Source organism: Streptomyces sp. NPDC058335, assembly GCF_042723915.1.
Taxonomy (GTDB): domain Bacteria; phylum Actinomycetota; class Actinomycetes; order Streptomycetales; family Streptomycetaceae; genus Streptomyces.
Genome location: NZ_JBHXHX010000017.1, coordinates 1 through 25,951, shown reverse-complemented (window position 1 = coordinate 25,951; position 25,951 = coordinate 1). Strand labels below are relative to the sequence as shown.

The window sequence follows — 25,951 nt, the reverse complement described above, 5'->3', positions numbered from 1 at the left end:
CCCACGCGGGGGGGGGTGGGGGGGCTACTTAATCTGGACCAATCCCCCGTCGGGCCGGGGCGTTAATCGGCCCCGCGGGGGGGGGGGGCGCCCCCCCTCCCCCCCCCCCCCGCCCCGGGATCCACTCGTGGCCCCCGGCAGGGTCCGGGCCGCCCCTGGGGCCCGTCAGGGCTCCTGCTGCCCCACCGCCGTCACCGGCTCCACCCGCCCGGCCGGCTCGGCGGGGACCGTCCAGGGCAGTTCGATGAAGACGGTCTTGCCGCCCTCACGCGTGGGGCGGACCCGTAGCCTGCCGCCGCACTCGGCGGTCAGCCATCTGATGATCACCATGCCTCGGCCATTGTCCTGCTGGACGGCGGCCGGCAGTCGTTGGGGGAAGCGCGGGTGACTGTCGGTGACGCCGATGTGCAGCCGCTCGTCGTGGTCGAGGACGAGGTCCACCGTGAAGGTGGGTGACTGCCCGAAGGTGTGCTGTACGGCGTTGGTGGCGAGTTCGGAGACGATCAGCCGGACGGTGTCGGCCAGCTCGGTGGCGACCGGGAGGCCCCACTGCGCGAGGGTGTCGAGCACGTAGTTGCGGGCCGTGGACACCGAGGCGGGATCGCTCGGCAGAGTGACGGATGCTTCCAGGTGGTCTGCCATGGCGACGTCGTCCCTTTCCCACGGGACCGGAGTCCGACACGGTGCGGATGGTTCGAGTACGGTCCCGGACTGGTGCTTCGTCGCCAGAGTGCCATCAACACGCCGGTCACGGGTGGCGATCCACCAAGATATGCATATATCTGTCGCTCGATGCGGTGAACTCTGCTACCGCAGAGCGTATGTGGACGGCCCGGGAGGAGTAAGGAGGATCCCATGCAGCACGGTCCCGCGGTGCGCCGCCGGAAACTGGGCGCCGAACTGCGGGCGCTGCGGTCCCGCGCGGGGCTCACCAGTGGTGAGGTGGCCCGGCTCGTGGGCTGGCACCAGTCGAAGGTGAGCCGGATCGAGACCGGCACCAGCAGTACGAAACCGGCCGATGTGCGGTTACTGCTCGACGCCTACGGCGTGGACGACGCGCAACTGCGGGAACTGATGCTGGCGTTGGCCGGCTCGGTCGAGGGTGACGGCCGGGAACACTGGTGGCACGCCTATCGAGGGGTCCTGCCGCCCACCTACCGGGACTTCATCAGCCTGGAGTCGCAGGCGAGCGCGATGCGCACCCTGGAGACGACCGTCGTGCCGGGACTGTTGCAGACCCCCGCGTACGCCCGCGCGGTGACCCGGGCCGCGGTGGAGGGCCTGGACGAGGACCGGCTGGACACGCTGGTGGAGGTGCGGCTGGCCAGGCAGGACGTGCTGCGGGCCCGGCCCCCGCTGGAGATGGACGCGGTGCTCGACGAGGCGGTGCTGCGGCGGGAGGTGGGCGGTCCCGAGGTCATGGCACAGCAGCTGGAGCGGCTGGTGGAGGCGGCGCGGCTGCCCCAGGTCAGGCTCCAGGTACTGCCGTTCAGCGCCGGGGCGCACATCGGCGTCACCGGCCCTTTCGTAATCTTCTCGTTTTCGAGCGCTTCTGATCTGGATGTGGTTGTTCTCGACCACTTGACGAGTAGCCTCTATCTCGAACGGAAAGAAGACCTCCAGGCCTACACCGAGGCCTTCAACGCCCTTCGGGCACACGCTCTTTCGCCCGGGGACTCACTGGATTACCTCGCCGCGACAGGTGACGGCGCGTAAGGAGGCACCATGACCGCACTGCCTCGGAACGTACCCCCCAGCACCGATCTGCCCGGTCTCCCCCACTCGCGGGGTCTGCGGTGGCTGCGCAGCAGCTACAGCACGGGAGCCAACAACTGCGTCGAGACGGCCCGCCCGGACTTCGGACCATGGGCCGGTCTGCTCGCCGTACGCGACTCCAAGGACCCGGCCGGACCCGCCCTGCTCTTCTCCCCCGAGAGCTGGACGGACTTCACGGCCGCGTTCCGCTGACCCCTGCCCGACGACCAGCCACCGTCTCCCGGCGCACGGCCGTGTCACGCCGACTCATGGCCGGGTCTCGCCGATCACCCGTACAGCGCGTTCGATCTGCCCCTCACCGAGGTCCGCGCGGGCGGTCAACCGCAGGCGTGAGATGCCGTCGGGCACAGAAGGAGGACGGAAGCAGCCCACGGCCAGCCCTGCCGACCGGCAGTCCGCCGCCCATTGCACGGCCCCCTCCGGGGACGGAGCCCGCACGGAGACGACCGCGGCGTCCGGACGCACCGCCTCCAGACCCGCGGCCGTCAGGCGTGCGTGCAGTTCACCCGCGACCTCACGCGCGCGTGCCGCGCGTTCCGGCTCGCGGCGCAGCAGCGTCAGGGCCGCGAGGGCAGCGCCCGCCGCCGCCGGGCCGAGGCCCGTGTCGAAGATGAACGTCCGGGCGGCGTTGACCAGGTGGTCGATCACGCGCGCGGGGCCGAGCACGGCGCCGCCCTGGCTGCCCAGCGACTTGGAGAGCGTGACCGTGACGACCACGTCGTCGGCGCCCGCCAGTCCCGCCGCGTGCGGGGCGCCGCGGCCGCCGCTGCCGAGGACGCCGAGGCCGTGGGCGTCGTCCACGACCAGCCCGGCGCCGTGCTCCCGGCAGGCCTCGGCGAGGGCGGCCAGCGGGGCCGCGTCCCCGTCGACGGAGAAGACGGTGTCGGAGACCGCCACGGCCGGGCCCCCGTCCCACGCGTCCAGCGTCTTGCGTACGGCGTCCGGGTCGGCGTGCGCGACGACCTGCGTCGTCCCGCGGGCCAGCCGGCAGCCGTCGATGAGCGAGGCGTGGTTGCCCGCGTCGGAGACGATCAGGGAGCCGTGCGGGCCCAGCGCGGTGACCGCGGCGAGGTTGGCGGCGTAGCCGGAGGAGAAGACGAGGGCCGCCTCGAATCCGCAGAAGTCGGCCAGTTCCCGCTCCAGTTCGGCATGCAGTTCGGTGGTGCCGGTGACGAGCCGGGAGCCGGTGGCGCCGCCGCCCCAGGTCCGCGCGGCCCGCGCGGCGCCCTCGGTGACCTCGGGGTGCCGGGCCAGGCCCAGGTAGTCGTTGCTCGCGAGGTCGAGGAGCGGCGAGTCGGCCGGACGGGGGCGCAGGGTCCGTACGAGTCCGGCGCTCCGGCGCAGTTGCGCCTGCTCGTCGATCCAGCCGAACGCCATGGCTCGTCCTCCGGGGAATTTGTAGGCAGTGGACAGACACTAGCCGCAGGGCGCGTATCCCATGGTGTGGCAATACCCACACCTCGAATGCCCTCTGTTGTACGAACTCTCCCTGGCCCGGAAACGGTCGGTAAGACAGGATCGGCTCTCATGGACCTGCTGAACACGCTGGTGGACAAGGGGCTTCGGCGCGAGCTGCCGACCCGCGAAGAGGCGTTGGCCGTCCTGGCCACGTCCGACGACGACCTGCTCGACGTGGTGGCCGCGGCCGGAAAGGTGCGCCGTCACTGGTTCGGGCGACGAGTGAAACTCAACTACCTCGTCAACCTGAAGTCGGGCCTGTGCCCGGAGGACTGCTCCTACTGTTCCCAGCGACTCGGCTCCACGGCCGGGATCCTCAAGTACACCTGGCTCAAGCCGGACGAGGCCTCACGGGCCGCCGCGGCGGGGCTGGCCGGGGGCGCCAAGCGCGTCTGTCTGGTGGCGTCCGGGCGCGGCCCGACCGACCGGGACGTCGACCGGGTCTCCGAGACCATCAAGGCGATCAAGGACCAGAACGAGAGCGTCGAGGTGTGCGCCTGCCTGGGCCTGCTCTCCGACGGCCAGGCCGAGCGGCTGCGCGAGGCGGGCGCGGACGCCTACAACCACAACCTGAACACGTCCGAGGAGACGTACGCGGACATCACGACCACCCACACGTACGCCGACCGGGTGGACACGGTGCAGAAGGCGCACGCGGCCGGGCTGTCGGCCTGCTCGGGGCTGATCGCCGGCATGGGCGAGTCGGACGAGGACCTGGTCGACGTCGTCTACTCGCTGCGCGAGCTGGACCCGGACTCCGTCCCGGTGAACTTCCTGATCCCGGTCGAGGGCACCCCGCTGGCCAAGGAGTGGAACCTCACCCCGCAGCGGTGTCTGCGCATCCTGGCCATGGTGCGGTTCGTCTGCCCGGACGTGGAGGTGCGCATCGCGGGCGGCCGTGAGGTCCATCTGCGCTCGATGCAGCCGCTCGCCCTGAACCTGGCCAACTCCATCTTCCTCGGCGACTACCTCACCACCGAGGGCCAGGCCGGCCAGGCCGACCTCGACATGATCGCGGACGCCGGGTTCGAGGTGGAGGGCGCGGGCGAGGTGACCCTGCCGGAACACCGGGCGAGCGCCGGCTGCGGGTCCCACGAGGCCGGCGGCTGCGGTTCGCACGAAGGCGGCGGCTGCGGTTCGCACGAGGGCGGCGGCAGTGTCTGCGGGTCGGCTCCCGCCGCGCAGCCGAACGAGGCCCGTACGGACCTGGTCTCCGTCCGTCGCCGGGGCGCCGGCACGGACCTCGCGCCCAATGCCTGAGGGGACCGTGTCCGAGCTGCTGGACCTGGACCGGCGGCACGTGTGGCATCCGTACGGTCCGATGCCGGGCCGGGTGGACCCGCTCGTCGTGGAGTCCGCGAGCGGGGTGCGGCTGCGGCTCGCGGACGGCTCGGGCGAGCTGGTCGACGGCATGTCGTCCTGGTGGTCGGCGATCCACGGCTACCGCCACCCGGTGCTCGACGAGGCCGCGCGGGCCCAGCTCGGGCGGATGAGTCACGTCATGTTCGGCGGGCTCACCCACGAGCCCGCCGTACGGCTGGCGAAGCTGCTTGTCGGCATGTCGCCCGAGGGGCTGGAGCATGTGTTCCTCGCCGACTCGGGGTCCGTGTCGGTCGAGGTCGCGGTGAAGATGTGCCTCCAGTACTGGCGCTCGCTGGGCCGCCCTGGCAAGCAGCGGCTGCTGACCTGGCGCGGCGGCTATCACGGCGACACCTGGCAGCCGATGTCCGTGTGCGACCCCGAGGGCGGGATGCACGACCTGTGGACCGGCGTCCTGCCCCGGCAGGTCTTCGTCGGCCCGCCGCCCGCCGAGTACGACGAGACGTACGCGCGTGAGCTGCGCGCGGCGATCGGGCGGCACGCCGACGAGCTGGCCGCGGTGATCGTCGAGCCGGTGGTGCAGGGCGCGGGTGGGATGCGGTTCCACTCCCCCGCGTATCTGACGGTGCTGCGCGAGGCGTGCGACGCGCATGACGTGCTGCTGGTGTTCGACGAGATCGCGACCGGTTTCGGACGCACGGGCGCGCTGTTCGCGGCGGATCATGCCGGGGTGACCCCGGATGTGATGTGCGTCGGCAAGGCGATGACCGGCGGTTATCTGACGATGGCGGCGACGCTGTGCACGCCTCGGGTCGCCGACGGCATCTCGCGGGGCGAGGTTCCGGTGCTGGCCCACGGTCCGACGTTCATGGGCAACCCGCTGGCCGCGGCGGTCGCCTGCGCCTCGATCGAGCTGCTCCTCGCACAGGACTGGCTCGCCGAGGTCCGCCGGATCGAGGCGGGGCTGCGGGAGGGGCTCGCTCCGGCCGTGGACCTGCCTGGCGTGAAGGACGTACGGGTGTTCGGCGCGATCGGGGTCGTCCAGCTCGACCACGCCGTGGACATGAAGGCCGCCACGGAGGCCGCCGTGCGCGAGGGCGTCTGGCTGCGGCCGTTCCGCGACCTCGTCTACACGATGCCGCCGTACGTCACCGGCGACGAGGACGTGGCGCGGATCGCGCGGGCGGTGTGCGCGGCGGCACAGGAGGGATGAACATGGCGATTCTGGTGATCACGGGGACGGGCACGGAGGTCGGCAAGACCGTCACGACCGCGGCCGTCGCCGCGTCCGCGCTCGCGGCGGGCCGCTCGGTGGCCGTGCTCAAGCCCGCGCAGACCGGCGTACGGCCGGACGAGCGCGGTGACGCGGACGAGGTCGCGCGGCTGGCGGGCGCCGTCACCACCGCCGAACTGGCACGTTATCCGGAGCCGTTGGCGCCGGCGACGGCGGCGCTTCGGGCGGGGATGGTGCCGGTGCGGCCGCGTGAGGTCGCCGACGCGGCGGCGAAGCTGGCCACCGAGCACGACCTGGTCCTCGTCGAAGGGGCCGGCGGGCTCCTGGTGCGGTTCGACGAGGCGGGCGGCACGCTGGCCGACGCCGCGGAACTGCTGCGGGCGCCGGTGCTCGTGGTGGCCTCGGCGGGTCTGGGCACGCTCAACACGACGGACCTGACGGCCCGTGAACTGCGCTCGCGCGGCGTGGAGTTGCTGGGTGTGGTGATCGGCTCCTGGCCCGACTCCCCCGATCTGGCGATGCGGTGCAATGTCACCGACCTGCCCGACATCGCCGGGGCCCCGCTGCTCGGCGCGCTGCCCGCCGGTTCGGGGTCGCTCGCGCCCGCCGAGTTCCGTACGGCCGCGCCCGGTTGGCTCGCGTCACGGCTGGACGGGACGTGGGAGGCGGAGACGTTCCGCAGCCGGACGGAGCCCGCGAGGTGGAGCTGGCCCCCGACGTCGTAGGAGAGCTAGTTCCCTCCCTCGGCCAGCAGTCGGACGAGTTCGATGCGGGAGCGGATGCCCAGGCGGTTGAAGACGCCGCGCAAGTGGTGGTCGATGGTGCGGGGGCTGAGGGCGAGGCGGGCGGCGATCTCGCGGTTCGTCGCGCCCTCGGCGGCCATGAGGGCGACCCGTAGCTGCTGGGCGGTCAGGCTCGCCCGGGGGCTTTCGGTCGCGCGGGCGGTGGCGGAAGGGGCACCGAGGGCGCGGAGTTCGGCGCGGGCCCGCTCGGCGCAGTGCGGGGCGCCGAAGGACTCGAAGGCCTCCAGCGCGCTGTGCAGCCGCTCGCGGGCCTCGGTCCGTCGGCGCAGCCTGCGCAGGGCGCCGCCGAACAGCAGCTCGGTACGGGCGCGTTCGACGGCGCGGGTGCCCTGCGCATGCAGGTCGAGGGCGATGCGGTAGTGCTCGACGGCGTCGGCGCCGGGGGTGAGCAGGGCCCGGCAGCGGGCGCTGAGGGCCAGGTCGTCGGGGCTGCGGACGGCGCGTGCCCAGCGGTCGTAGTCGGCGTGCGCGGCGCGGGCCACGCGGGTGTCGCCGGTGTGGACGGCGGCCTCGACGTAGTGCGGGGTGGCCAGATGGCGGATCGCCCGGTGCCCGTGGCCGGGGCCCGCTCCGGCGAGGGCGCGCAGCCGGGCCGCGGCGGCGTCGTGGCGGCCGTGGCCGAGGTCGAGGAAGGCGAGCGCCCACTGGGCGAGGGCGGCGGGCAGACCGAGGCCGTGCGCGAGGGCGTACGAGCGGGCGGCGGCGGCCCGTTCGCGGCACAGGTCGGCGTCGCCGGCGAGGGCCGCGAACATCGCGAGGGCGGCCTGGAGATGACAGGCGCCGCTGTCCTGGCCGGTGGCCCGGGCCTGGCGCAGCGCGTCCACGACGGCGGCCTCGGCGGCACGGGGGCGGCCGGTCCAGAAGTCGGCGTAGGCGCGGAACTCCGCCGCCTGGGAGACGGGCGGCACGAGTCCGCGGGCGCGGGCCGCGGCGGCCGACCGGTGGGTGGCGGTGGCGGCGCGGGGATGGTCGCCGAGCATCAGGGCGGCGATCCCGGCGTGCAGCAGGAGGGTGGGGTCGCCACCGGGACCGCACCGGCCGGCGGTCGCCCCCAGCAGGTCCCGGGCGTCCGCGTACCGCCCTTCGACGGCCGCCGCGAGACCGCCGAGCACCCCCGGTGGGTCGATGCCGAGGCGTCCGGCGAGGCGCACGGCCTCACGGCAGCGGCGCAGGTCGCCGGTGTAGACGGCGGCTTCGGTGGCGCGGGCGAGGAGGTGCCCGGCACGCTCCTCGGACCGCGCCGGGGGTCTCGCGCCCGCCGCCTGGGCGGCGCCCGCGGTCAGCGCGTCGAACGCCTCCCCGGCGTGCCCCGTGCGCAGGGCGAGAACGCCGTGCAGGGGTTCGGCATGGGTGCGGGCGGCGAGGACGCGGGCCCGGTCGCCGTCGCCCGCGTCCCAGGCGTCGACGGCGGCCCTTGCCAGCAGGCCGGAGCGGTCGCGGGGGTCCGGGGTGAGGGCCGCGGCGCGTTCGGTCAGGGCGCCGGACAGGGCGGGGTCGCCGGCGTCGCGGGCCCGGGTCGCGGCCGCCGTCAGCTCCGCCGCGAGCCGCCCGCTGGGGCCGAGTGCGCCGGCGCCCCGGTGCCAGGACCGGCGGGCCGTCTCGCCGGAGCCGTGCAGGACGCGCGCGAGCAGCCGGTGGACGTCGCGCCGGTCGGCCGGGCCCGCCGACTCGTACGCGGCGATCCGGGTCCAGGGGTCGGCGAAGCGGACCCCGCCGGCCGCGGCGTGGGCGAGTCCGGCCGTCTCGGCGGACTCCAGGCAGCGGGTGTCGAGGCGGGCGGCGGCGACGGCGCGCAGGAAGGCATGGGTGGCGACCGGGTACTGGTCGGCGGCGGCGAGCAGGAGCAGCAGCCGGGTGTCGTCGGGCAGGGCCCGCAGGGCGCGGCGCCTGGCGCGCAGCAACTCGGGGGCGAGGTCGGCGGGTTCGACGGGCAGTGGGTCGAGGCCTGCGGCCTGCCGTTCGGTGAGGCGCGCCGCGAGACCGGCGGCGGCGCGCGGATCACCGTGCACCAGGCGCAGGACCCTGACCCGGACGCGTTCGGGGAGCGCGGAGGCCGGGCGCGGCCACGCGTCGGCGATCGGCGGTGGCGAAGTGCGGTCGAGAGGTGGGGGGTTCACCGGGGTCACCACACAAATCACGTTACCGATGGGTTACTTGAACCGTAAAGACCGGCGATTACACCGATGCGGCGCGCGTAGACCCGGCCGGACACTCCTGACAACCCCACCCGTTTCAGGAGGCATCATGCAGCGCGGCAAGCGTCGCATCGCCGCGGTCCTCTCGGCCGCGGTCACTTCGCTCCTTCTGGCACTCTCCTTCTCCGCTCCCCCCGCACACGCGGCGACGCACAATCCGGTCGTCCTCGTCCACGGCATCAGCAGTTCCGCGAGCAGCTGGAACGACTGGGTCGCGAACTTCACGGCGGACGGCTACACGGCCGCCGAGCTGGACGCCTGGTCGTACAGCTGGTCCCAGTCGAACGTCACCACCGCCCGGCAACTGGCGACCGAGATCCAGAACGTGCTCGCGCGCACCGGCGCGAGCAAGGTGGACCTCGTCGTGCACTCCATGGGCGCGCTCAGCGCCCGCTACTACCTGAAGAACCTCGGCGGTACGGCGTACGTGGACGACTTCGTCTCCGTCGCCGGCACCAACCACGGCACGTCGACCGCCTCGCTGTGCGCGTGGCTGTACACCTCGTGCGCGGAGATGCAGACCGGCAGCTCGTTCCTCACCGCGCTGAACTCCGGCGACGAGACGCCGGGCAGCGTGACGTACGCGAGCTACTGGTCGAACTGCGACGAGGCGATCAACCCGGACTCCTCGGCGCTGCTGAGCGGGGCGACCAATGTGGGCGTCGGGTGTGTGTCGCACACGGACACCAACAACGACCCGGGCATCTACGAACAGGTGCACGCCTTCGTCCAGTGACATCGATGTGCGGCAGCGGGGGTGCGACGGGCCCGTACGGGGGAGAATTCCGGTAGGCCCGTCCCGGGAGGTCGCCATGCCGATACGGTCCACCGGCTCCGGCAAGGTGTCGGGTGATCCCGTCCACCACCCGCTGTTCGCGCGCTGCTACGCCCGGTTGAGCGTGGCCGCGGAGACCCGCGGGGGCCTGGCCGCGCTGCGCGGCCGGTTGCTCGCGGGGCTCTCCGGCCGCGTGATCGAGATCGGCGCGGGCAACGGCCTGAACTTCGCGCACTACCCGCGGACGGTCTCGGAGGTCGTCGCGATCGAACCGGAACGGCTGCTGCGCACGCTGGCGGTGGAGGCCGCCCTGCGGGCCGAGGTTCCGGTCGATGTCGCGCCGGGCGCGGCCGAGGCCCTGCCGGTCAAGAGCGAGGCCTTCGACGCGGTGGTGCTCTCGCTCGTCCTGTGCAGCGTGCGGGACCTGCCGCGGGCCCTTGCCGAGGCACGTCGGGTGCTGCGGCCCGGTGGCGAGGTGCGGTTCCTGGAGCACGGTACGGGCGGCGGCCCCGCGATGGCCTTCACCCAGCGCGCCCTGGACCGGACGGTGTGGCCGCTCGTCAGCGGCGGCTGCCACCTCTCCCGCGACCCGGTGGGCGCGCTGCGCGAGGCCGGGTTCGAACTCGGTCCGTACCGGCGGCTGCTGGTGCCGGAGAGCGGCCCGGTCCTGCCGTCGTCGTACTGCAGGCTGGGCACGGCCTGGCGGCCGGTCACCGACGGCACGCGGAGTTAGCGGCGGTCGGCGCGCCGGTTCACAGGCTCCACCGGCGCAGTTCCTGCGTGATGTCGTACACCGAGGCCTCACCGCTCTTGACCAGCCGGGCCAGGTCGCGAACCTGCTCGGGGGAGGTCACGACCTTCGCTCCGCTCGCCACCAGGTACGCGTAGGCGACGGCGCAGGCGAAGAGGGCGTTGGAGCGCTCCAGCGCCGGGACGTGCAGCAGGAGTTGCAGGAGCGAGGCCGCGCGGGCGTGCGGCGAGTCGTACACGGGGACGTCGAAGATCTGGGCGTCATGGCGTGCCACCGCCGCCACCAGTGCTCCCCAGTCGGTGACCTGGGGGTCTCCGGGTGTCTTCTGTTCGGCGATCATCAAAAGCCATGCGAGGTCGATCGTGAGGTCGCTCAAGGGGTCAGCGGCGACCTTCGTGGGTTCCGCCCTCGCGGGCCGCGCCGAACTCCTCCGCGAAGACGTTCTCGTACTGCTTCATGAAGTCGGCGGCGGCCTCGACGAACGTGTGGCCCGCCTCGCCGGCGTCCTGCCTGACCAGCTCCTCGATGTAGCGGTTCACGCTCATGCCGCGCGCGGTGGCGCGCTCGCGGGCGGCCTTGGCCGTGCCCTCGTCCACGCGGACGTTCAGTTGGGTCTTCGCCATACCTCGAAGCTAGCGCCGAACCGCTAGCATCGGCAAGGGCGGACTCGCACTCAAAAGAGATACCGGGTGTGCGCCCGGTCACACTACGCTCGGCCGGGACAACGACACGGCACGTCCACGCGAGCGAGGAGGCAGCCTTGTCCACACCTGCTGCGCAGCACGCCCCCGGTCTGGCCTCGGCGGAAGACCTGGCGGCCCGCGCCCGGGGTCTGACCAAGGCGTACGGCTCGGGCGAGACGACCGTGCTCGCCCTGGACTCGGTGGACGTGGACATCGTCCGCGGGCGCTTCACCGCGGTCATGGGGCCGTCCGGCTCCGGGAAGTCCACGCTGATGCACTGCCTGGCCGGACTCGACACCGTCTCCACCGGACAGGTCTGGCTGGGCGACACCGAGATCACGGGGCTGAAGGAGCGGGAGTTGACCCGGCTCCGGCGGGACCGCATCGGGTTCATGTTCCAGTCGTTCAATCTGATCCCGACGCTCAACGCGGTCGAGAACATCACCCTGCCGATGGACATCGCCGGCCAGAAGCCGGACCAGAAGTGGCTGGACCAGGTGATCGACACGCTCGGCCTGCGGGACCGCCTCAAGCACCGGCCGTCCCAGCTCTCCGGCGGACAGCAGCAGCGCGTGGCGTGCGCCCGCGCGCTCGCCTCCCGGCCGGAGCTGATCTTCGCCGACGAGCCGACCGGCAACCTGGACTCGCGCGCCGGTCTCGAGGTCCTCGCGTTCCTGCGCCAGGCGGTGGACGACCTGGGGCAGACGGTCGTCATGGTCACCCACGACCCCGGCGCCGCCACCCACTCCGACCTCGTGCTCTTCCTCGCGGACGGCCGGCTGGTGGACGAGATGGAACGGCCCACGGCCGAGGCGGTGCTGGAGCGCATGAAGCGGTTCGACCTGATCCGCGCCCAGGCGGGCACGGCACCCGAGGAGGACTGAGCAGGTGCTGAGGGCGACGCTGAGGAGTTTCCTCGCGCACAAGGGGCGACTGCTGCTGTCCGCCCTCGCCGTCGTGCTGTCGGTGGCATTCGTCGCGGGCAGCCTGATCTTCTCCGACACGGTCACGCGCACCTTCGACCGCCTGTTCGCGTCCACCTCGGCCGACGTGACCGTGGAGCCGCGGGACGGCCTCGACGCCTCCGTGCCGACCGGCGCCGTCCAGACCGTGCCCACCGCGCTCACCGGCCGGGTGGCCGCCGTCGACGGGGTCGCCGCGGCGCACGCCGACGTGAGCGTGGAGAACATCACCGTCGTCGACAGCGCGAACAGGTCCGTCGGACCGACCACCGGCGCGCCCACCATCGCCACCGACTGGTACCTCACCGACCGCAGCCCGGTGGAACTGACCTCCGGTCACGCCCCGCGCGGCGCGGGCGAAGCCGTACTCGACGCCGACACCGCCGACAAGAAGGACATGAAGACCGGCGACACGCTGACCGTGATGGCCCAGCCGGGCTCGTTCCGGGTCGAGGTCGTCGGCATCGCCACCTTCAAGACCACCAACCCCGGTGCCGCCCTCGTCTTCCTCGACCCCCAGGTCGCCGCGACCCGGCTGCTGGGCTCGGCGGACCTGGCCACGAGCATCTCCGTCGAGGCGGCTGACGGGGTGACCGACGCGGAGCTGAAGCCCCGGGTGGCCGCCGCGCTCGGCTCCGGGCCCTACGACGTGCGCACCGCCGACGAGCAGGCCAGGTCCGCGGCGGAGGACCTCGGCGGGTTCCTCGACGTCATCAAGTACGTCATGCTCGGATTCGCCGGGATCGCCGTGCTGGTGGGCGTGTTCCTGATCGTCAACACGTTCTCCATGCTGATCGCGCAGCGCACCCGGGAACTGGGCCTGCTGCGCGCCCTGGGCGCCGACCGCCGCCAGGTACGGCGCTCGGTCCTCACCGAGGCCGTGCTGCTCGGCCTGGTCGGCTCGACCGTGGGCCTCGCGGCCGGCATCGGCCTGGCGGCGGGCCTGATCCGTCTCATGAGCGCCTTCGGCATGAACCTCGACACCGCCGAGATGGTCATCGGCTGGGTCACCCCCGTCTCGGCGTACGTCGTCGGCGTCGGCGTCACCTTCGTGGCCGCCTACCTCCCGGCCCGCCGCGCGGCCACGGTTTCGCCGATGGCGGCCCTCGCGGACGCGGACGTCGCCGGGGTGGGACGGCCGCTGAAGGTCCGCGCGGTGGCCGGGACCGTCGTCGGCGTCCTGGGCGCGGCAGCCCTGGTGGGCTGCGCGACCGCGTCGGAGACCGCGTCCGCGGCCTCCCTGCTGGGTCTCGGTGTCGTCCTCACCCTGATCGCGACGGTCGTCGCGGGCCCGCTGCTCGTCCGCCCGGTGATCCGGGTGCTCGGCGGGGCCTTCCCGGCCCTGTTCGGTTCGATCGGCCGGATGAGCCAGCGCAACGCCCTGCGCAACCCGCGCCGCACCGGCGCCACCGCCGCCGCGCTGATGGTCGGCCTCGCCCTGGTGGGCGGCATGTCGGTGGCGAGTGCCTCGATGTCGAAGTCCTTCGACCGGCAGATCGACGACACGCTGGGCGCCGACTTCGTGATCCAGAACACCAACCTCACCCCCTTCTCGCGGGAGGTCACCGACCGGGTCCGGGACACCGACGGCGTGGGCCTCGTCGTCCGGCAGCGGTTCGCGCCGGTCGCCGTACGGCTGCCGGACGGCAAGCGCGTCAAGACGACGGCCGCCGGATACGACAGCCAGGTCGACGAGGTCGCCCATGTGACGTACGCCCGCGGGAACACGGCCGCCGCGCTGGCCGAGGGGGCGATCGCGATGGACGTCGACTTCGCCGAGGACCACGGCGTGCGGGTCGGAAGTGTCCTCCCCGTCGAGTTCCCCGGTGAGCGGACCGCGTCGTTCCGGGTGGGCGCGCTCACCGACCAGGACTCCGCCGAGGGCTTCGGCATGCAGGGCGGCCTGTTCTTCGGCATCGGGACCGTCGAGAAGTACCTGCCGGGTGGGCAGGACTCCGTGCTGTACGTCAACGCGGCCGCCGGCACGGACGCGGACCGGCTCAGGCCCCGGCTGGAGCGGACGCTCGACCCCTATCCGCAGGTGCAGGCGCGCGACCAGGCGGACTACAAGGACCTGGTGCACGACCAGATCGCCGTGCTGCTGTACCTGGTGTACGCGCTGCTCGGCCTGGCGATCGTGATCGCGGTGCTCGGCGTGGTCAACACCCTCGCCCTGTCGGTGGTCGAGCGGACCCGGGAGATCGGGCTGCTCCGGGCGATCGGGCTGTCCCGGCGGCAGTTGCGCCGCATGATCCGGCTGGAGTCGGTGGTGATCGCGGTGTTCGGCGCGGTCCTGGGGCTGGCGCTGGGGCTGGTGTGGGGCGTGTGCACCCAGCAGGTGCTGGCCCTGCAGGGCATGAAGGCGCTGGCGATCCCGTGGACCACGATCGTCGCGGTCGTCGTCGGCTCGGCGGTGGTCGGGGTCGTGGCCGCACTGCTCCCGGCGCTGCGGGCCTCGCGGATGAACGTGCTGGCGGCCATCGCGCACGAGTGAGGAACCGCGGCGAAGGCCCAGGACGCCGCCCGCGGGCGGAGTTCGGGAGGGCCTGCCCCGTCGTGTCCGGCGTCGGTTTCCGCAACCGGCGCCGCACTGGCCCGGGGTGGCGACAGGGCGGGGCGGACGCGGCGACCGTCCGGATGGTGGAATGACACTCTATGGTGTGGAGTGCGTGATGGGATCGCCCCATGTCTGATCTGCGGATACGGGCCGCGACGCCCGACGACCTCGACACCGTGCTGGCCTTCTGGAAGACGGCCGCCGAAGGCACGAGCATCAGCGACGACCGGGAGGGCGTGGAGCGGCTCGTCGCCCGCGACCCGGCCGCGCTCATCCTGGCGGAGCGCGGCGGTGAGCTGGTGGGCACGGTGATCGCCGGGTTCGACGGCTGGCGCTGCCACCTCTACCGGCTGGCGGCACATCCGGCGTACCGCCGCCAGGGCATCGGCTCAGCGCTGCTCGCCGCCGCGGAGGAACGATTCGTCCGGCTCGGCGGCCGGCGCGCCGACGCGATGGTGCTGACCCGCAACGAGACGGCCCACCATGCGTGGCGGGCGGCTGGGTACACGCCGGAGGAGAAGTGGCGGCGCTGGGTGAAGCCGCTGACCGGCTGAGCCGGGGGCGAACCCGTCACCCTTTGCCGATCCTTTACCATGAGGGGGCCGTACGGACCATACGGTCCCTTCATCCATACGGTCCCTTCATCGCATCACCGACTTCACGAAAGGTGTGAGCGTCCGCCCATGGGCGAGCCTCCCAGTATCCGACATCGCGCGATCCTCCCTGCCCTGCCCGATCATGGGACGGAGGTGAACCGGTGATGGAACTGCTCCTCTTGTTGGTCGCGATCCTGCTGTCGCTCGCGTGCGGTGCCTTCGTCGCCGCGGAGTTCTCGCTGACCACGGTGGAACGCCGCGAGCTCGAGCGGGCCGTCGAGCGCGGCGAGCGCGGCGCGGCCGGCGCCCTCAAGGCCGTCCGCAACCTCACCTTCCAGCTCTCCGGCGCCCAGCTCGGCATCACCGTCACCAATCTGGTCGTCGGCATGCTCGCCGAACCCTCGATCGCCAAGCTGATCTCCGGCCCGCTGGAGTCCCTGGGCCTGTCGAGCACGGCGGCGAGTTCGGTCGCCCTGGTGCTGGGGACGGCGCTGTCGACGGTGTTCCTGATGGTCGTCGGCGAACTGGTGCCGAAGAACTGGGCGATCTCCGCCCCGCTGGCCGTGGCCAAGCGGGTGGGCAACGCCCAGCGCTGGTTCAGCGCCGCCTTCCGGCCCTTCATCAGTCACCTCAACAACACCGCCAACCGGGTGGTACGCCGGTTCGGCCTGGAGCCCGCCGAGGAGCTGGCCTCCGCCCGCGGCCCCCAGGAACTGGCGGCACTGGCCCGGCACTCGGCCCGGCAGGGCGCCCTGGAGGCGGACACCGCCGAGCTGTTCGTGCGCACCCTGAACCTGGCCGACCTCACCGCCGAGAACGTGATGACCCCGCGCGTGCAGGTGATCGCCCTCGACGCCCAGGCGACCTGCGAGGACGTGGCCAACGCGACCCGGGCGACGGGTCTGTCCCGGTTCCCCGTGTACCGCGGCGGCCTGGACACCGTCGTCGGCACCGCGCACATCAAGGACGTCCTGGCCGTGCCGGCGGAGAACCGCGCGCGCGTGCCCGTCGCCGAGCTGATGCGCGAACCCCTGCTGGTCCCCGAGTCCCTGACCGTGGACCGGCTCCTCGACCGGCTCTCCGGCAAGCGCACGATGGCCGTGGTCATCGACGAGTACGGCGGTACGGCGGGCGTGGCGACCCTGGAGGACATCGTCGAGGAGGTCGTCGGCGAGGTCCGTGACGAGCACGACCCGCACGAGACGCCCGACCTGGCCCGCGCGGGCACCGACGACGACGGCCGCCAGACGTACTCGGCCGACGGCGCCGCCCGCACCGACCAGCTCGCGCGCGTGGGGCTGCACGCCCCCGAGGGCCCCTACGAGACCCTCGCCGGTCTCGTCGCCACCGAGCTGGGCCGTATCCCGGCCGTCGGCGACAGCGTGGACGTGGCCGGCTGGCGCATGGACGTGGTCGACGCGTCCGGGCGCCGGGCCGCGCGCGTACTGCTGCACGCCCCGCTCACCAAGAACCCCGCGGAAGGAGCGGACCGGTGACCGCCGTCCAGCTGCTCATCGGCCTGGCGACCCTGGTCGTCAACGCCTTCTTCGTCGGCGCCGAGTTCGCGCTGATCTCCGTACGCCGCTCCCAGATCGAGCCGTACGCCGAACAGGGCGACCGGCGCGGCAAGAGCGTGCTGTGGGGTCTGGAGCACGTGTCCGCGCTGCTGGCGGCCGCGCAGCTCGGCATCACGCTGTGCACCCTGGTCCTCGGCGTGGTCGCCGAACCGGCGATCGCGCACCTGCTGGAGCCGGTGTTCCACTCGGTCGGCGTCCCCGAGGGCGCGGGCCATGTGGTGTCGTTCGTGATCGCGCTGAGCCTGGCGACGTATCTGCACATGCTGCTCGGCGAGATGGTGCCGAAGAACATCGCGCTCGCCGAGCCGGTGCGCAGCGCGCTGCTGCTCGGGCCGCCGCTGGTCGCGCTGTCCCGCGCGCTGCGGCCGGTGATCTTCACCATCAACGCCTTCGCCAACGGGCTGCTGAAGCTGCTGCGGGTCGAGACGAAGGACGAGGTCACGGCCACGTTCTCGGACGCGGAACTGGCGCAGATCGTGCGGGACGCCGGCGAGGCGGGCCTGCTCGACGACCGCGCCCAGGAGCGGCTGCACGACGCCCTGGAGCTGGGCCGCCGCCCGGTGCGAGACGTCGTCCTGCCGCTGGAACGCGTCGTCTACGCGCGCGTGGGCGTCACCCCTGAGGAGCTGGAACGGCTGGGCGCCGAGTCCGGGTTCTCCCGCTTCCCCGTGGTGGACGAGGGGCGCCGGATCGTCGGCTACCTGCACGTGAAGGACGCACTGGACGCCTCGCCGCGGGACGAGCCGTTCCGGGTGCGGGACCTGCGGCCCATCGCCCGGGTGCGGGAGACGACTCCGCTGGACGACGTCCTCACCGCGATGCGCGGCAGCCGCACCCATCTGGCGGCCGCGCTCGGCTCCGACGGGCGGCTCGCCGGGCTGGTCACCATGGAGGACGTGCTGCGGGAGCTGTTCGGGCAGCGGGCCTGAGACGGGGCGGCGGGGGGTGACCGACCGCTGGGTATGGCGTGCGGGTTACCATCGCTGACGCCATGCAGACGAACACCACTCCCCCGTACTCCAGCCTGGTCGCGGTCGGTGACTCCTTCACCGAGGGCATGTCGGACCTGCTGCCCGACGGCACCTACCGCGGCTGGGCGGACCTCCTCGCGGGCCGGATGGCCGCGCACACCCCCGGCTTCCGCTACGCCAACCTCGCGGTGCGCGGCAAGCTGATCGGCCAGATCGTCGAGGAGCAGGTGCCGGTCGCGGCCACCATGGGCGCCGACGTCATCACCCTGGTCGGCGGCCTCAACGACACCCTGCGCCCCAAGTGCGACATGGTCCGGGTGCGGGACCTGCTGACGGAGGCCGTGGAGCGGCTCGCCCCGTCCTGCAAGCAGCTCGTGCTGATGCGCAGCCCCGGCCGGCAGGGCCCGGTCCTCGAGCGGTTCCGGCCGCGTATGGAGGAGCTCTTCGACTGCGTCGACGGTCTCGCCGTCCGGCACGGCGCGCTGGTCGTCGACCTGTACGGCGCCCCGTCCCTGGGCGACCCGCGGATGTGGGACGTGGACCGGCTGCACCTGACGGCCGAGGGCCACCGCCGGATCGCCGAGGCCGTCTGGCAGGGCCTCGGGTACGACCCCGAGGACACCGAGTGGCGCGAGCCGATGGCCGCGACCGTGCCGCCCGCGTGGGTCGCCCGCCGGGTGGCCGACGCCCGGTTCGCCCGGCGGTACCTGCTGCCGTGGATCGCCCGCCGCCTCACCGGCCGCTCCTCGGGCGACGGCCTCCCCCCGAAGCGTCCCGACCTGCTGCCCTACGAGGGGCCGCGGCGGTAGTCGCGCGTGACCTGGGTCTCGTAGGTTCCGCCGAACGGGGCCATGGCGCTGGCCTGCACGAATCGCCAGTAGAATCCGTACACGTGACTTCCGCTCCCGCCAAGCCCCGCATCCCCAACGTTCTCGCCGGACGCTACGCCTCCGCCGAGCTCGCCACGCTCTGGTCGCCCGAGCAGAAGGTGAAGCTGGAGCGTCAGCTCTGGCTCGCCGTGCTGCGGGCGCAGAAGGACCTCGGGATCGAGGTGCCGGATTCGGCGATCGCCGACTACGAGCGTGTCCTCGACCAGGTCGACCTGGCCTCCATCGCCGAACGCGAGAAGGTCACCCGGCACGATGTGAAAGCGCGGATCGAGGAGTTCAACGACCTCGCCGGGCACGAGCAGGTCCACAAGGGCATGACGTCCCGCGACCTCACGGAGAACGTCGAGCAGCTCCAGATCCGGCTGTCCCTGGAGCTGGTCCGCGACCGTACGGTGGCCGTGCTGGCCCGGCTGGGCAAGCTGGCCGGCGAGTACGCCGAGCTGGTCATGGCCGGCCGTTCGCACAACGTGGCCGCGCAGGCCACCACCCTGGGCAAGCGGTTCGCGACCGCGGCCGACGAGCTGCTCGTGGCGTACGGGCGGGTCGAGGAGCTGCTCGGCCGCTACCCGCTGCGCGGCATCAAGGGCCCGGTCGGCACCGCCCAGGACATGCTCGATCTGCTCGGTGGCGACGCGGCCAAGCTCGCGGAGCTGGAGGAGCGGATCGCCGGGCACCTCGGCTTCTCGCAGGCGTTCACCTCGGTCGGCCAGGTCTACCCGCGGTCGCTGGACTACGAGGTCGTGACCTCGCTGGTGCAGCTGGCGGCGGCGCCGTCCTCGCTCGCCAGGACGATCCGGCTGATGGCCGGGCACGAGCTGGTGACCGAGGGCTTCAAGCCGGGCCAGGTCGGCTCCTCCGCGATGCCGCACAAGATGAACACCCGCTCCTGCGAGCGCGTCAACGGCCTCATGGTCATCCTGCGCGGCTACGCCTCGATGACGGGCGAGCTGGCGGGCGACCAGTGGAACGAGGGCGACGTGTCGTGCTCGGTGGTGCGCCGGGTCGCGCTGCCGGACGCGTTCTTCGCGCTCGACGGTCTGCTGGAGACGTTCCTGACGGTGCTCGACGAGTTCGGTGCCTTCCCGGCCGTCGTCGCCCGTGAGCTGGACCGCTACCTGCCGTTCCTCGCCACCACCAAGGTGCTGATGGGCGCGGTGCGGGCGGGCGTCGGCCGGGAGCTGGCGCACGAGGCGATCAAGGAGAACGCGGTGGCCTCCGCGCTGGCGATGCGCGAACAGGGCGCGGAGCGCAACGAGCTGCTGGACAAGCTCGCCGCCGACGAGCGCATCCCGCTGGACCGCGCGCAGCTCGACGCGCTGATGGCCGACAAGCTGTCCTTCACGGGCGCCGCGGCCGACCAGGTGGCCATCGTCGTAGGCCGGATCGAGGAGATCGTGAAGCAGCGGCCGGAGGCCGCCGGTTACACCCCGGGGGCGATCCTCTGAGCCGCTTCACCCAGGCGGAACTGGAGGCCGCCCGCGACCGTCTCGTACCGGACGTCGTCGCGGGCGGCCTCCGTGTGCTGTTCTGCGGCATCAACCCTGGCCTGATGACGGCGGCGACCGGCCACCACTTCGCGCGTCCGGGCAACCGCTTCTGGCCGGTGCTGCACCTGTCCGGTTTCACGCCCCGGCTGCTGAAGCCGGCGGAGCAGGGGGAGCTGCTGTCGTTCGGCCTCGGCATCACGAACGTGGTGGCGCGGGCGAGTGCGCGGGCCGACGAGCTGACGGCCGAGGAGTACCGCGAGGGCGGCCGGCTGCTCCGGGAGAAGGTGGTCCGGCTGAAGCCGCGATGGCTGGCGGTGGTGGGCGTGACCGCGTACCGAATAGCGTTCGACGACCGTACGGCCCGCGTGGGGCCGCAGGAGCGGGTGATCGGGGACACGCGCGTGTGGGTGCTGCCGAATCCCAGTGGGCTGAACGCGCATTGGACGGCGGCGACGATGGCGGAGGAGTTCGCGCGGCTGCGGGTGGCGGCCGAGGACTGACCCGGGGGTGTGTGGCGCGGTCTCAGGGCGGGTCGGTCTCGGTGACGAGCAGGAGGAGCCGGACCTCGTCGTCCTGGTCGAGGTCGGCGACGCCGAGGGCGGCCCAACGGCCGTGCCGGGGCAGCTCCCAGAGGTGGACGTCTGCCACGAGGAGGCTGAGCCGGGCCCAGGGCTCGGGTATCTCCTCGTGCGCGGTGCGCAGTCGGATCGTCTGGAGGCCGACGCGGTACGGCTCTCCCCATCGCTCGGTCAGTTTCCCCGCCAGGACCTCCCTGTCGTCGTGGAACCGCTCCGCCTCGGCGACGCGCAGCGCCGGGTCCGCCATCCGCAGGCCGTGGCTCGCCGCTAACGGCACGAGATGGAACCCGGGACCGCCCTCGCCGACGTCCGACGTGCCGGCCTCCGCGGGAAACCCGCGGGAAGACAGCACGTCCGCGAGAGCGAGGTACTTCTCCATGTCCATGTGATCCAGTAAACCGGCCACCACTGACAATTGGTGCCGCGTCAGGGAGCGGGCCCGCTCAGGCGTCCCGGCGCCGCACCTGCCATGCCCCCGCCGCGAGGGCCGCGGCCGTCCACAGGGCGGTCACCGTCAGGCCGGTCCACGGCCCCAGCGAGCCGTCCCAGGTTCCGTGCAGGGCGACTTGGCCGGCCCGGTCGGGGAAGAAGTCGGCGACGGAGCCGGACATGTCGCCGACCACGAAGGACACGATCAGCAGGAACGGGATGAGGATGCCGAGCGTGGCCGCTCCGCTGCGCAGAACGGCCGTCAGGCCGGCGGCGAGCAGGGCCATCAGCGTGAGGTAGAGCCCGCAGCCGACGGCCGCGCGCAGTCCTTCGGCCGTGCCGAACCCCTCGGCCCGCTCGCCGAGCGCCGCCCGGCCCACGGCCCAGGTCAGCATGCCGGTGACCAGGCCTACGGCCAGGACGGGCAGGGCGATCGCCGTGGCCTTGGCGGCGAACCAGCGGCCCCGACGCGGGACCGCGGCCAGGGACACGCGCAGTGCGCCGCCCTGGAACTCGGCCGCCACCGCCGTCGTCCCGAAGGCCACCGCCGCGATCTGGCCGAAGCTGACGCCGAAGAAGGCGGAGAACAGCGGGTCGGCGTCCGCTCCGTCCGTGTCGGCCGCGGCGAGCAGGGAGAAGGCGACGGTCGCGAGGAGGACCGCGCACAAGGTGGCGGCCTGTGACCTCAGCGTGCTGATCTTGATCCACTCGGCGTGGAGTGCGGGCTTGAATCCCATGGTCAGGCCTCCTGGGGAGCGGCCGCGAACTCGCTTTCGGCGGCGGTCAGATCGAGGTAGGCCTGCTCCAGCGTGCCTTCCTCCGCGGTCAGTTCGAGCAGCGGGACGCCCGCCTCGGACGCGAGGCGGCCGATGTCGTCCACGCGCGCGTGGTCCACCGTCCAGTGCCCGTCGTCATGGGCGACTCCCTCGTGACCGTGCCGGGCGAGGGCCTTCTCCAGGGCGGCGGGGTCGGAGGTGCGGACCCGTACGCGGGGTCGTACGCGCGCGTCGATGAAGTCCCGCATGGGGGTGTCGGCCAGGAGGCGGCCCCTGCCGAGGACGACGAGATGGTCGGCGAAGGAGGCCGTCTCGTTCATGAGGTGGCTGGAGACCAGGACGGTGCGTCCCTCGCCCGCGAGGCGGCGCAGCAGCCCGCGGATCCAGACGATGCCCTCGGGATCGAGGCCGTTGGAGGGCTCGTCGAGCAGCACCACCTCGGGGTCGCCGAGCAGAGCGGCGGCGATGCCCAGCCGCTGCCGCATGCCGAGGGAGTACGTCTTCACCCGGCGGCGCGCGGCCGGCGCGAGCCCGGTCCGCTCCAGCACCTCGTCGACCCGTCGGACGGGGATGCGGTTGCTCGCGGCGAGGGCCCGCAGATGGTCGCGGCCGGTGCGGGAACCGTGCGGGGCCTGGGCGTCGAGCAACGCGCCGACGTGGCGCAGGGGTTCGGGCAGGGTGGCGTAGGGGCGGCCGCCGATCGTGGCGGTTCCCGAGGTGGGCCGGTCGAGACCGAGGACGAGGCGCAGGGTGGTGGACTTGCCGGCGCCGTTGGGGCCGAGGAAGCCGGTGACGCGGCCGGGCACGACGCGGAAGGTGAGCCGGTCCACGGCCCGCCGGGGGCCGAACTCCTTGGTGAGGTCGCGGACGTCGATGCTGGTCATGGCAGTACGGTGGCCGCCGGACCCGGTGCCGGGCCTCCCCCGGCGGTGGGATCCGTCTCCCCCGCCCGGGGGGAGGCCCGTTGTCGGTGGTGCCTGTCACGATGGCCGCATGGGCCGATTCCTGCGCCCGCTGCTGCGGGGGACGACGTACACACGACTGGTGCATCTGTGGGTGCCGATGCTGGTCGTGAGCGTCTGGCTGTTCATCGACATGTCGACGCCGTGGGTTCCCGCGCTGGCCCTGGTTCCGCTCGGGCTGATCCCCGCGGTGCGCACGGGTGAGGGGGTCCAGGCCCAATTGCTGCTGTCTCCGGGGGTGCGGGATCCGGGGTTCTCCGTGGCTCCGGCGACGACCTGGCGGGACCGGCTGCGCACGGTGCTGTGGCTGGAGGTGCGGATGGCCCTCGGGGCGGTGACCGTCTGCGCCTGTGTGTGGCTGCCGGTCCTCGCGTACCAGCTGGCCGAGACCGCGCGCGGGCGCATCCCCGACGACGTCCCGCTGCTCGCCGAGGCGACGCCGCACTGGTGGTACGCCCTCCTGGTGCCGCTGCCTCTCCTCGGCTGGTACGGAATCGTCGTCGGGCTCGGCGCGGCGGTCACCGCTCTCGCGCGGCGGCTGCTCGGGCCCTCGGCGGGCGAGCGGCTCGCGGCCCTGGAGGAACGCACCGAGCAGCTTCTGGAGCGCAACCGCATCGCCCACGAGCTGCACGACTCCATCGGGCACGCCCTGACGGTGGCCGTGGTGCAGGCGGGCGCGGCGCGGGCGGCGGGCGACCCGGCGTTCACCGACCGGGCGCTCGGGGCGATCGAGGAGACCGGCCGGGCGGCGCTGGAGGACCTGGAGCGCGTCCTCGGGGTGCTGCGTGAGGCGGAGCGGCCGGTGAGCAGCCGGCCGACGCTGGCCGAGGCCGACCGGCTGCTGGACTCGGCGCGCGCGTCGGGCGCGAAGGTGGACGCCGAGCTGACCGGGGCGTTGGAGGCCGTGCCGGGCCCGGTGTCCCGCGAGGGCTACCGCATCCTCCAGGAGGCGCTGACCAACGCGCTGCGGCACGCGGGGTCCGTTCCGGTCGGGGTCAGGATCGAGGTCGCCGCCGGCCTGCTCAGCCTGGAGGTCCGCAATCCGCTGACCGCGCACGTATCCGCACCGGTCCGGGGCAGTGGACTGCGGGGTATCCACGAGCGGGCCGCGCTGCTCGGCGGACGGGCCTCGACCGGCCCGGACGAGGGCGACTGGCAGGTGCGTGCGGAGCTGCCGCTGCGCTGATCTACGCTGACCCGATGCCGATCACCGTGCTCCTCGTCGACGACGAACCGCTGGTGCGCGCCGGGCTGCGGGCCGTGCTGGAGGCGCAGCCCGACATCGAGGTCGTCGGGGAGGCCGCGGACGGGGCGGCGGTGATCCCGCTGGTGCGGCGGCTGCGGCCCGACGTGGTCGCCATGGACGTACGGATGCCGTTGATGGACGGGATCGAGGCCACGCGCGCGGTGCTGCGGACGGTCGACGGGCCGCCGAGGATCCTGGTCGTGACGACCTTCGAGAACGACGAGTACGTGTACGAGGCGCTGCGTGCGGGGGCGGACGGGTTCCTGCTGAAGCGGGCCCGGCCCGCCGAGATCGTGCACGCCGTGCGGCTGGTCGCCGAGGGCGAGTCGTTGCTGTTCCCGGCGTCGGTACGGCGGCTGGCCGCCTCGTACGGCGACGGGCCGGCGAACCGGGCGGCGCGCGACCTGCTGGAGCGGGCGCGGCTGACCGAGCGGGAGGCCGAGGTGCTGCGGCTGATGGCCCGTGGGCTGTCCAACGGGGAGATCGCCGCGCGGCTGGTCGTCGGCACGGAGACCGTCAAGTCGCATGTGAGCGGGGTGCTGGCGAAGCTGGGGGCCCGTGATCGCACGCAGGCGGTGATCACCGCGTACGAGTCGGGGTTCGTCTCGGCGGGCCGGACCGGCGCGTGAAGCCGGCCTCCGCGCGGTCCGCACTCGCCGGGGTGCCCCGCGCCGAGTACGATCCGCCCCACACGCGCAAGAGCTGGGAGGACGGACGTTGGGGCGGCTGACCGGCGGGGATCCCTCGCTGTTGCGAAGGATCAATTCCGCGGTGGTGCTGCACGCTCTGCGTGCCACCGACTGTGCGACGCTCACGGAGATCACCCGGGTGACGGGGCTGTCCCGGCCGACGGTGGAGGGGGTCGTCGAGGACCTCATAGGGGCCGGACTCGTCGTCGAGAAGGCCGCCGAGGAGGGGGCCGCCCGGCGTCAGGGGCGTCCGGCACGCCGGTTCCGGTTCCGGGCCGAGGCCGGTCATCTGCTGGGCCTGGAGATCGGGGCGCACCGGGTGGCCGTCCTGCTGGCCGACCTGGACGGGCGGGTGCTCGGCGCGCAGGCGAAGGACGTCGACGAGACGGCGCCCGCCGACGAGCGGCTCGAACGGCTGCGGACCGCGGTCGCCGAGCTGCTGCGGCGGGCCGGGGTCCCGCGCAGTTCCCTGCGGGCCGTCGGCGTCGGCACGCCGGGCATCGTGGAGGCGGACGGGACCGTACGGCTGGGCACCGCGCTGCCCGAGTGGACCGGGCTGCGGCTGGGCGAGCGGCTCAGCCGTTCCTTCAAGTGCCCGGTGCTGGTGGAGAACGACGCCAACGCCGCGGCCGTGGCCGAGCACTGGAAGGGCTCCGCCACCGAGTCCGACGACGTCGTCTTCGTGCTGGCCGGGCTGAGTCCGGGCGCGGGTTCGCTGATCGGCGGGCGGCTGCACCGCGGGTACGGCGGGGCGGCCGGGGAGATCGGCGCGCTGCACCTGCTGGGGCGCGGGGTGACTCCGGAGACGCTGCTGTCCACGACGGACGAGCCGCTGCATCCGCTGGACGAGCAGGCGGTCGCCGAGGTGTTCACGCAGGCACGCAAGGGCGACCAGCGGGCGCGGGCGGCCGTGGAGCGTTTCATCCAGCGCCTTGTGCACGACGTGGCCGCGCTGGTGCTGGCCCTCGACCCCGAGCTGGTCGTGATCGGCGGCTGGGCGGCGGGACTGGACGGCGTACTGGCGCCGCTGCGGCGGGAGTTGGCGCGCTACTGTCTGCGCCCGCCGAAGGTGGCCCTGTCCCTCCTCGGTGAGGCGGCCGTGGCGACCGGGGCCCTGCGGCTGGCGCTCGACCACGTGGAGGAGCAGCTCTTCGCGGTGGAGGGCACGGTGACGGGACGCGCCTGAGGCGCGCACCGCGGCCGCACGGGCGAGTGGGCCCCGGAATGCTTCCGGGG

General features: G+C 73.2%; 26 protein-coding genes. 18 read left to right on the top strand and 8 right to left on the bottom strand.

From position 1 onward, the window contains the following. Positions 1-165: 165 nt before the first annotated feature. A complete protein-coding gene (locus ACFWJX_RS29410) occupies positions 166-642 on the bottom strand; it encodes an ATP-binding protein (RefSeq protein WP_383249055.1) in 477 nt (158 codons plus the stop codon). 213 nt (positions 643-855) lie between these two features. Between ACFWJX_RS29410 and ACFWJX_RS29405 the strand changes: the two genes are divergently transcribed. Together ACFWJX_RS29405 and ACFWJX_RS29400 are read left to right on the top strand one after the other, a co-directional pair. Continuing rightward, the gene (locus tag ACFWJX_RS29405) at positions 856-1,716 is read left to right on the top strand and encodes a helix-turn-helix domain-containing protein (protein WP_383249053.1); all 861 of its coding nucleotides are present in this window, start codon (positions 856-858) and stop codon (positions 1,714-1,716) included. Between the two features lie 9 nt (positions 1,717-1,725). Next, positions 1,726-1,968, top strand: coding sequence for a DUF397 domain-containing protein (locus ACFWJX_RS29400; protein ID WP_383249051.1), 243 nt, complete (start codon positions 1,726-1,728; stop codon positions 1,966-1,968). Positions 1,969-2,022: 54 nt separating this feature from the next. Here the strand turns inward: ACFWJX_RS29400 and ACFWJX_RS29395 are convergent, their stop codons facing one another. After that, entirely contained in the window at positions 2,023-3,153 is a 1,131-nt protein-coding gene (locus ACFWJX_RS29395; RefSeq protein WP_383249049.1) for an 8-amino-7-oxononanoate synthase, read from the bottom strand. A 150-nt stretch (positions 3,154-3,303) separates the two neighbouring features. On the opposite strand from ACFWJX_RS29395, the gene bioB reads away from it, so the two are divergent. Genes bioB through bioD form a run of 3 tightly spaced genes read left to right on the top strand, consistent with a single transcriptional unit; the run spans position 3,304 to position 6,513 of the window. Beyond that, positions 3,304-4,494, top strand: a complete 1,191-nt coding sequence (gene bioB, locus ACFWJX_RS29390; RefSeq protein WP_383249048.1) for a biotin synthase BioB — start codon at positions 3,304-3,306, stop codon at positions 4,492-4,494. Further along, positions 4,487-5,767 carry an adenosylmethionine--8-amino-7-oxononanoate transaminase gene (locus ACFWJX_RS29385; RefSeq protein ID WP_383249046.1) on the top strand — a complete coding sequence of 427 codons (1,281 nt, stop codon included), beginning with the start codon at positions 4,487-4,489 and terminating at the stop codon, positions 5,765-5,767. The genes bioB and ACFWJX_RS29385 overlap by 8 nt, the downstream gene beginning before the upstream one ends. 2 nt (positions 5,768-5,769) lie before the next feature. Further along, complete coding sequence (bioD, locus tag ACFWJX_RS29380; protein ID WP_383249044.1) at positions 5,770-6,513, top strand: dethiobiotin synthase; 744 nt, start codon at positions 5,770-5,772, stop codon at positions 6,511-6,513. A 5-nt stretch (positions 6,514-6,518) separates the two neighbouring features. Here bioD and ACFWJX_RS29375 read toward each other — a convergent pair whose 3' ends face one another. Beyond that, complete coding sequence (locus ACFWJX_RS29375; protein ID WP_383249354.1) at positions 6,519-8,717, bottom strand: LuxR C-terminal-related transcriptional regulator; 2,199 nt, start codon at positions 8,715-8,717, stop codon at positions 6,519-6,521. A 118-nt stretch (positions 8,718-8,835) separates the two neighbouring features. Between ACFWJX_RS29375 and ACFWJX_RS29370 the strand changes: the two genes are divergently transcribed. Together ACFWJX_RS29370 and ACFWJX_RS29365 are read left to right on the top strand one after the other, a co-directional pair. Beyond that, positions 8,836-9,522, top strand: coding sequence for an esterase/lipase family protein (locus tag ACFWJX_RS29370; RefSeq protein WP_383249042.1), 687 nt, complete (start codon positions 8,836-8,838; stop codon positions 9,520-9,522). A 76-nt stretch (positions 9,523-9,598) separates the two neighbouring features. Next, positions 9,599-10,294, top strand: a complete 696-nt coding sequence (locus ACFWJX_RS29365) for a class I SAM-dependent methyltransferase (RefSeq protein ID WP_383249040.1) — start codon at positions 9,599-9,601, stop codon at positions 10,292-10,294. A gap of 19 nt (positions 10,295-10,313) precedes the next feature. Here ACFWJX_RS29365 and ACFWJX_RS29360 read toward each other — a convergent pair whose 3' ends face one another. Next, on the bottom strand, positions 10,314-10,688 hold the full coding sequence (locus ACFWJX_RS29360) for a fic family toxin-antitoxin system, toxin component (protein WP_355911233.1): 375 nt from the start codon (positions 10,686-10,688) through the stop codon (positions 10,314-10,316). Between the two features lie 4 nt (positions 10,689-10,692). Beyond that, positions 10,693-10,935 carry a toxin-antitoxin system HicB family antitoxin gene (locus ACFWJX_RS29355; protein ID WP_383249038.1) on the bottom strand — a complete coding sequence of 81 codons (243 nt, stop codon included), beginning with the start codon at positions 10,933-10,935 and terminating at the stop codon, positions 10,693-10,695. Positions 10,936-11,072: 137 nt separating this feature from the next. On the opposite strand from ACFWJX_RS29355, the gene ACFWJX_RS29350 reads away from it, so the two are divergent. The 8 genes from ACFWJX_RS29350 to mug all read left to right on the top strand — a co-directional run bounded on the left by ACFWJX_RS29350 (position 11,073) and on the right by mug (position 20,535). Next, on the top strand, positions 11,073-11,879 hold the full coding sequence (locus ACFWJX_RS29350; RefSeq protein ID WP_383249036.1) for an ABC transporter ATP-binding protein: 807 nt from the start codon (positions 11,073-11,075) through the stop codon (positions 11,877-11,879). Between the two features lie 4 nt (positions 11,880-11,883). Then, positions 11,884-14,451, top strand: coding sequence for an ABC transporter permease (locus tag ACFWJX_RS29345; RefSeq protein WP_383249034.1), 2,568 nt, complete (start codon positions 11,884-11,886; stop codon positions 14,449-14,451). A gap of 191 nt (positions 14,452-14,642) precedes the next feature. Then, entirely contained in the window at positions 14,643-15,068 is a 426-nt protein-coding gene (locus tag ACFWJX_RS29340; protein ID WP_383249032.1) for a GNAT family N-acetyltransferase, read from the top strand. Between the two features lie 203 nt (positions 15,069-15,271). Then, positions 15,272-16,606 carry a hemolysin family protein gene (locus ACFWJX_RS29335; RefSeq protein WP_383249030.1) on the top strand — a complete coding sequence of 445 codons (1,335 nt, stop codon included), beginning with the start codon at positions 15,272-15,274 and terminating at the stop codon, positions 16,604-16,606. Beyond that, positions 16,603-17,616, top strand: coding sequence for a hemolysin family protein (locus ACFWJX_RS29330; RefSeq protein ID WP_383249028.1), 1,014 nt, complete (start codon positions 16,603-16,605; stop codon positions 17,614-17,616). The genes ACFWJX_RS29335 and ACFWJX_RS29330 overlap by 4 nt, the downstream gene beginning before the upstream one ends. 62 nt (positions 17,617-17,678) lie before the next feature. Further along, positions 17,679-18,467 carry an SGNH/GDSL hydrolase family protein gene (locus ACFWJX_RS29325; protein WP_383249026.1) on the top strand — a complete coding sequence of 263 codons (789 nt, stop codon included), beginning with the start codon at positions 17,679-17,681 and terminating at the stop codon, positions 18,465-18,467. Positions 18,468-18,550: 83 nt separating this feature from the next. Next, positions 18,551-19,993 (top strand): adenylosuccinate lyase, encoded by a 1,443-nt coding sequence (gene purB, locus ACFWJX_RS29320; RefSeq protein WP_383249024.1) that lies wholly within the window; start codon positions 18,551-18,553, stop codon positions 19,991-19,993. Continuing rightward, entirely contained in the window at positions 19,990-20,535 is a 546-nt protein-coding gene (mug, locus tag ACFWJX_RS29315) for a G/U mismatch-specific DNA glycosylase (RefSeq protein ID WP_383249352.1), read from the top strand. Before purB ends, mug begins: the two co-directional genes overlap by 4 nt. A 22-nt stretch (positions 20,536-20,557) precedes the next feature. Here mug and ACFWJX_RS29310 read toward each other — a convergent pair whose 3' ends face one another. Genes ACFWJX_RS29310 through ACFWJX_RS29300 form a run of 3 tightly spaced genes read right to left on the bottom strand, consistent with a single transcriptional unit; the run spans position 20,558 to position 22,702 of the window. Next, positions 20,558-20,998: a hypothetical protein gene (locus ACFWJX_RS29310; RefSeq protein ID WP_383249022.1), complete on the bottom strand. Its 441-nt coding sequence runs from the start codon at positions 20,996-20,998 to the stop codon at positions 20,558-20,560. Between the two features lie 58 nt (positions 20,999-21,056). Beyond that, positions 21,057-21,779 carry an ABC transporter permease gene (locus tag ACFWJX_RS29305; protein WP_383249020.1) on the bottom strand — a complete coding sequence of 241 codons (723 nt, stop codon included), beginning with the start codon at positions 21,777-21,779 and terminating at the stop codon, positions 21,057-21,059. A 2-nt stretch (positions 21,780-21,781) separates the two neighbouring features. Further along, the gene (locus ACFWJX_RS29300) at positions 21,782-22,702 is read right to left on the bottom strand and encodes an ABC transporter ATP-binding protein (RefSeq protein WP_383249018.1); all 921 of its coding nucleotides are present in this window, start codon (positions 22,700-22,702) and stop codon (positions 21,782-21,784) included. 109 nt (positions 22,703-22,811) lie between these two features. On the opposite strand from ACFWJX_RS29300, the gene ACFWJX_RS29295 reads away from it, so the two are divergent. The 3 genes from ACFWJX_RS29295 (at position 22,812) to ACFWJX_RS29285 (ending at position 25,901) form a co-directional block, all read left to right on the top strand. After that, positions 22,812-23,966, top strand: coding sequence for a sensor histidine kinase (locus ACFWJX_RS29295; RefSeq protein ID WP_383249016.1), 1,155 nt, complete (start codon positions 22,812-22,814; stop codon positions 23,964-23,966). Between the two features lie 14 nt (positions 23,967-23,980). Continuing rightward, complete coding sequence (locus tag ACFWJX_RS29290; protein WP_383249014.1) at positions 23,981-24,655, top strand: response regulator; 675 nt, start codon at positions 23,981-23,983, stop codon at positions 24,653-24,655. An 88-nt stretch (positions 24,656-24,743) separates the two neighbouring features. After that, on the top strand, positions 24,744-25,901 hold the full coding sequence (locus ACFWJX_RS29285; RefSeq protein ID WP_383249012.1) for an ROK family transcriptional regulator: 1,158 nt from the start codon (positions 24,744-24,746) through the stop codon (positions 25,899-25,901). Positions 25,902-25,951 lie beyond the last annotated feature (50 nt).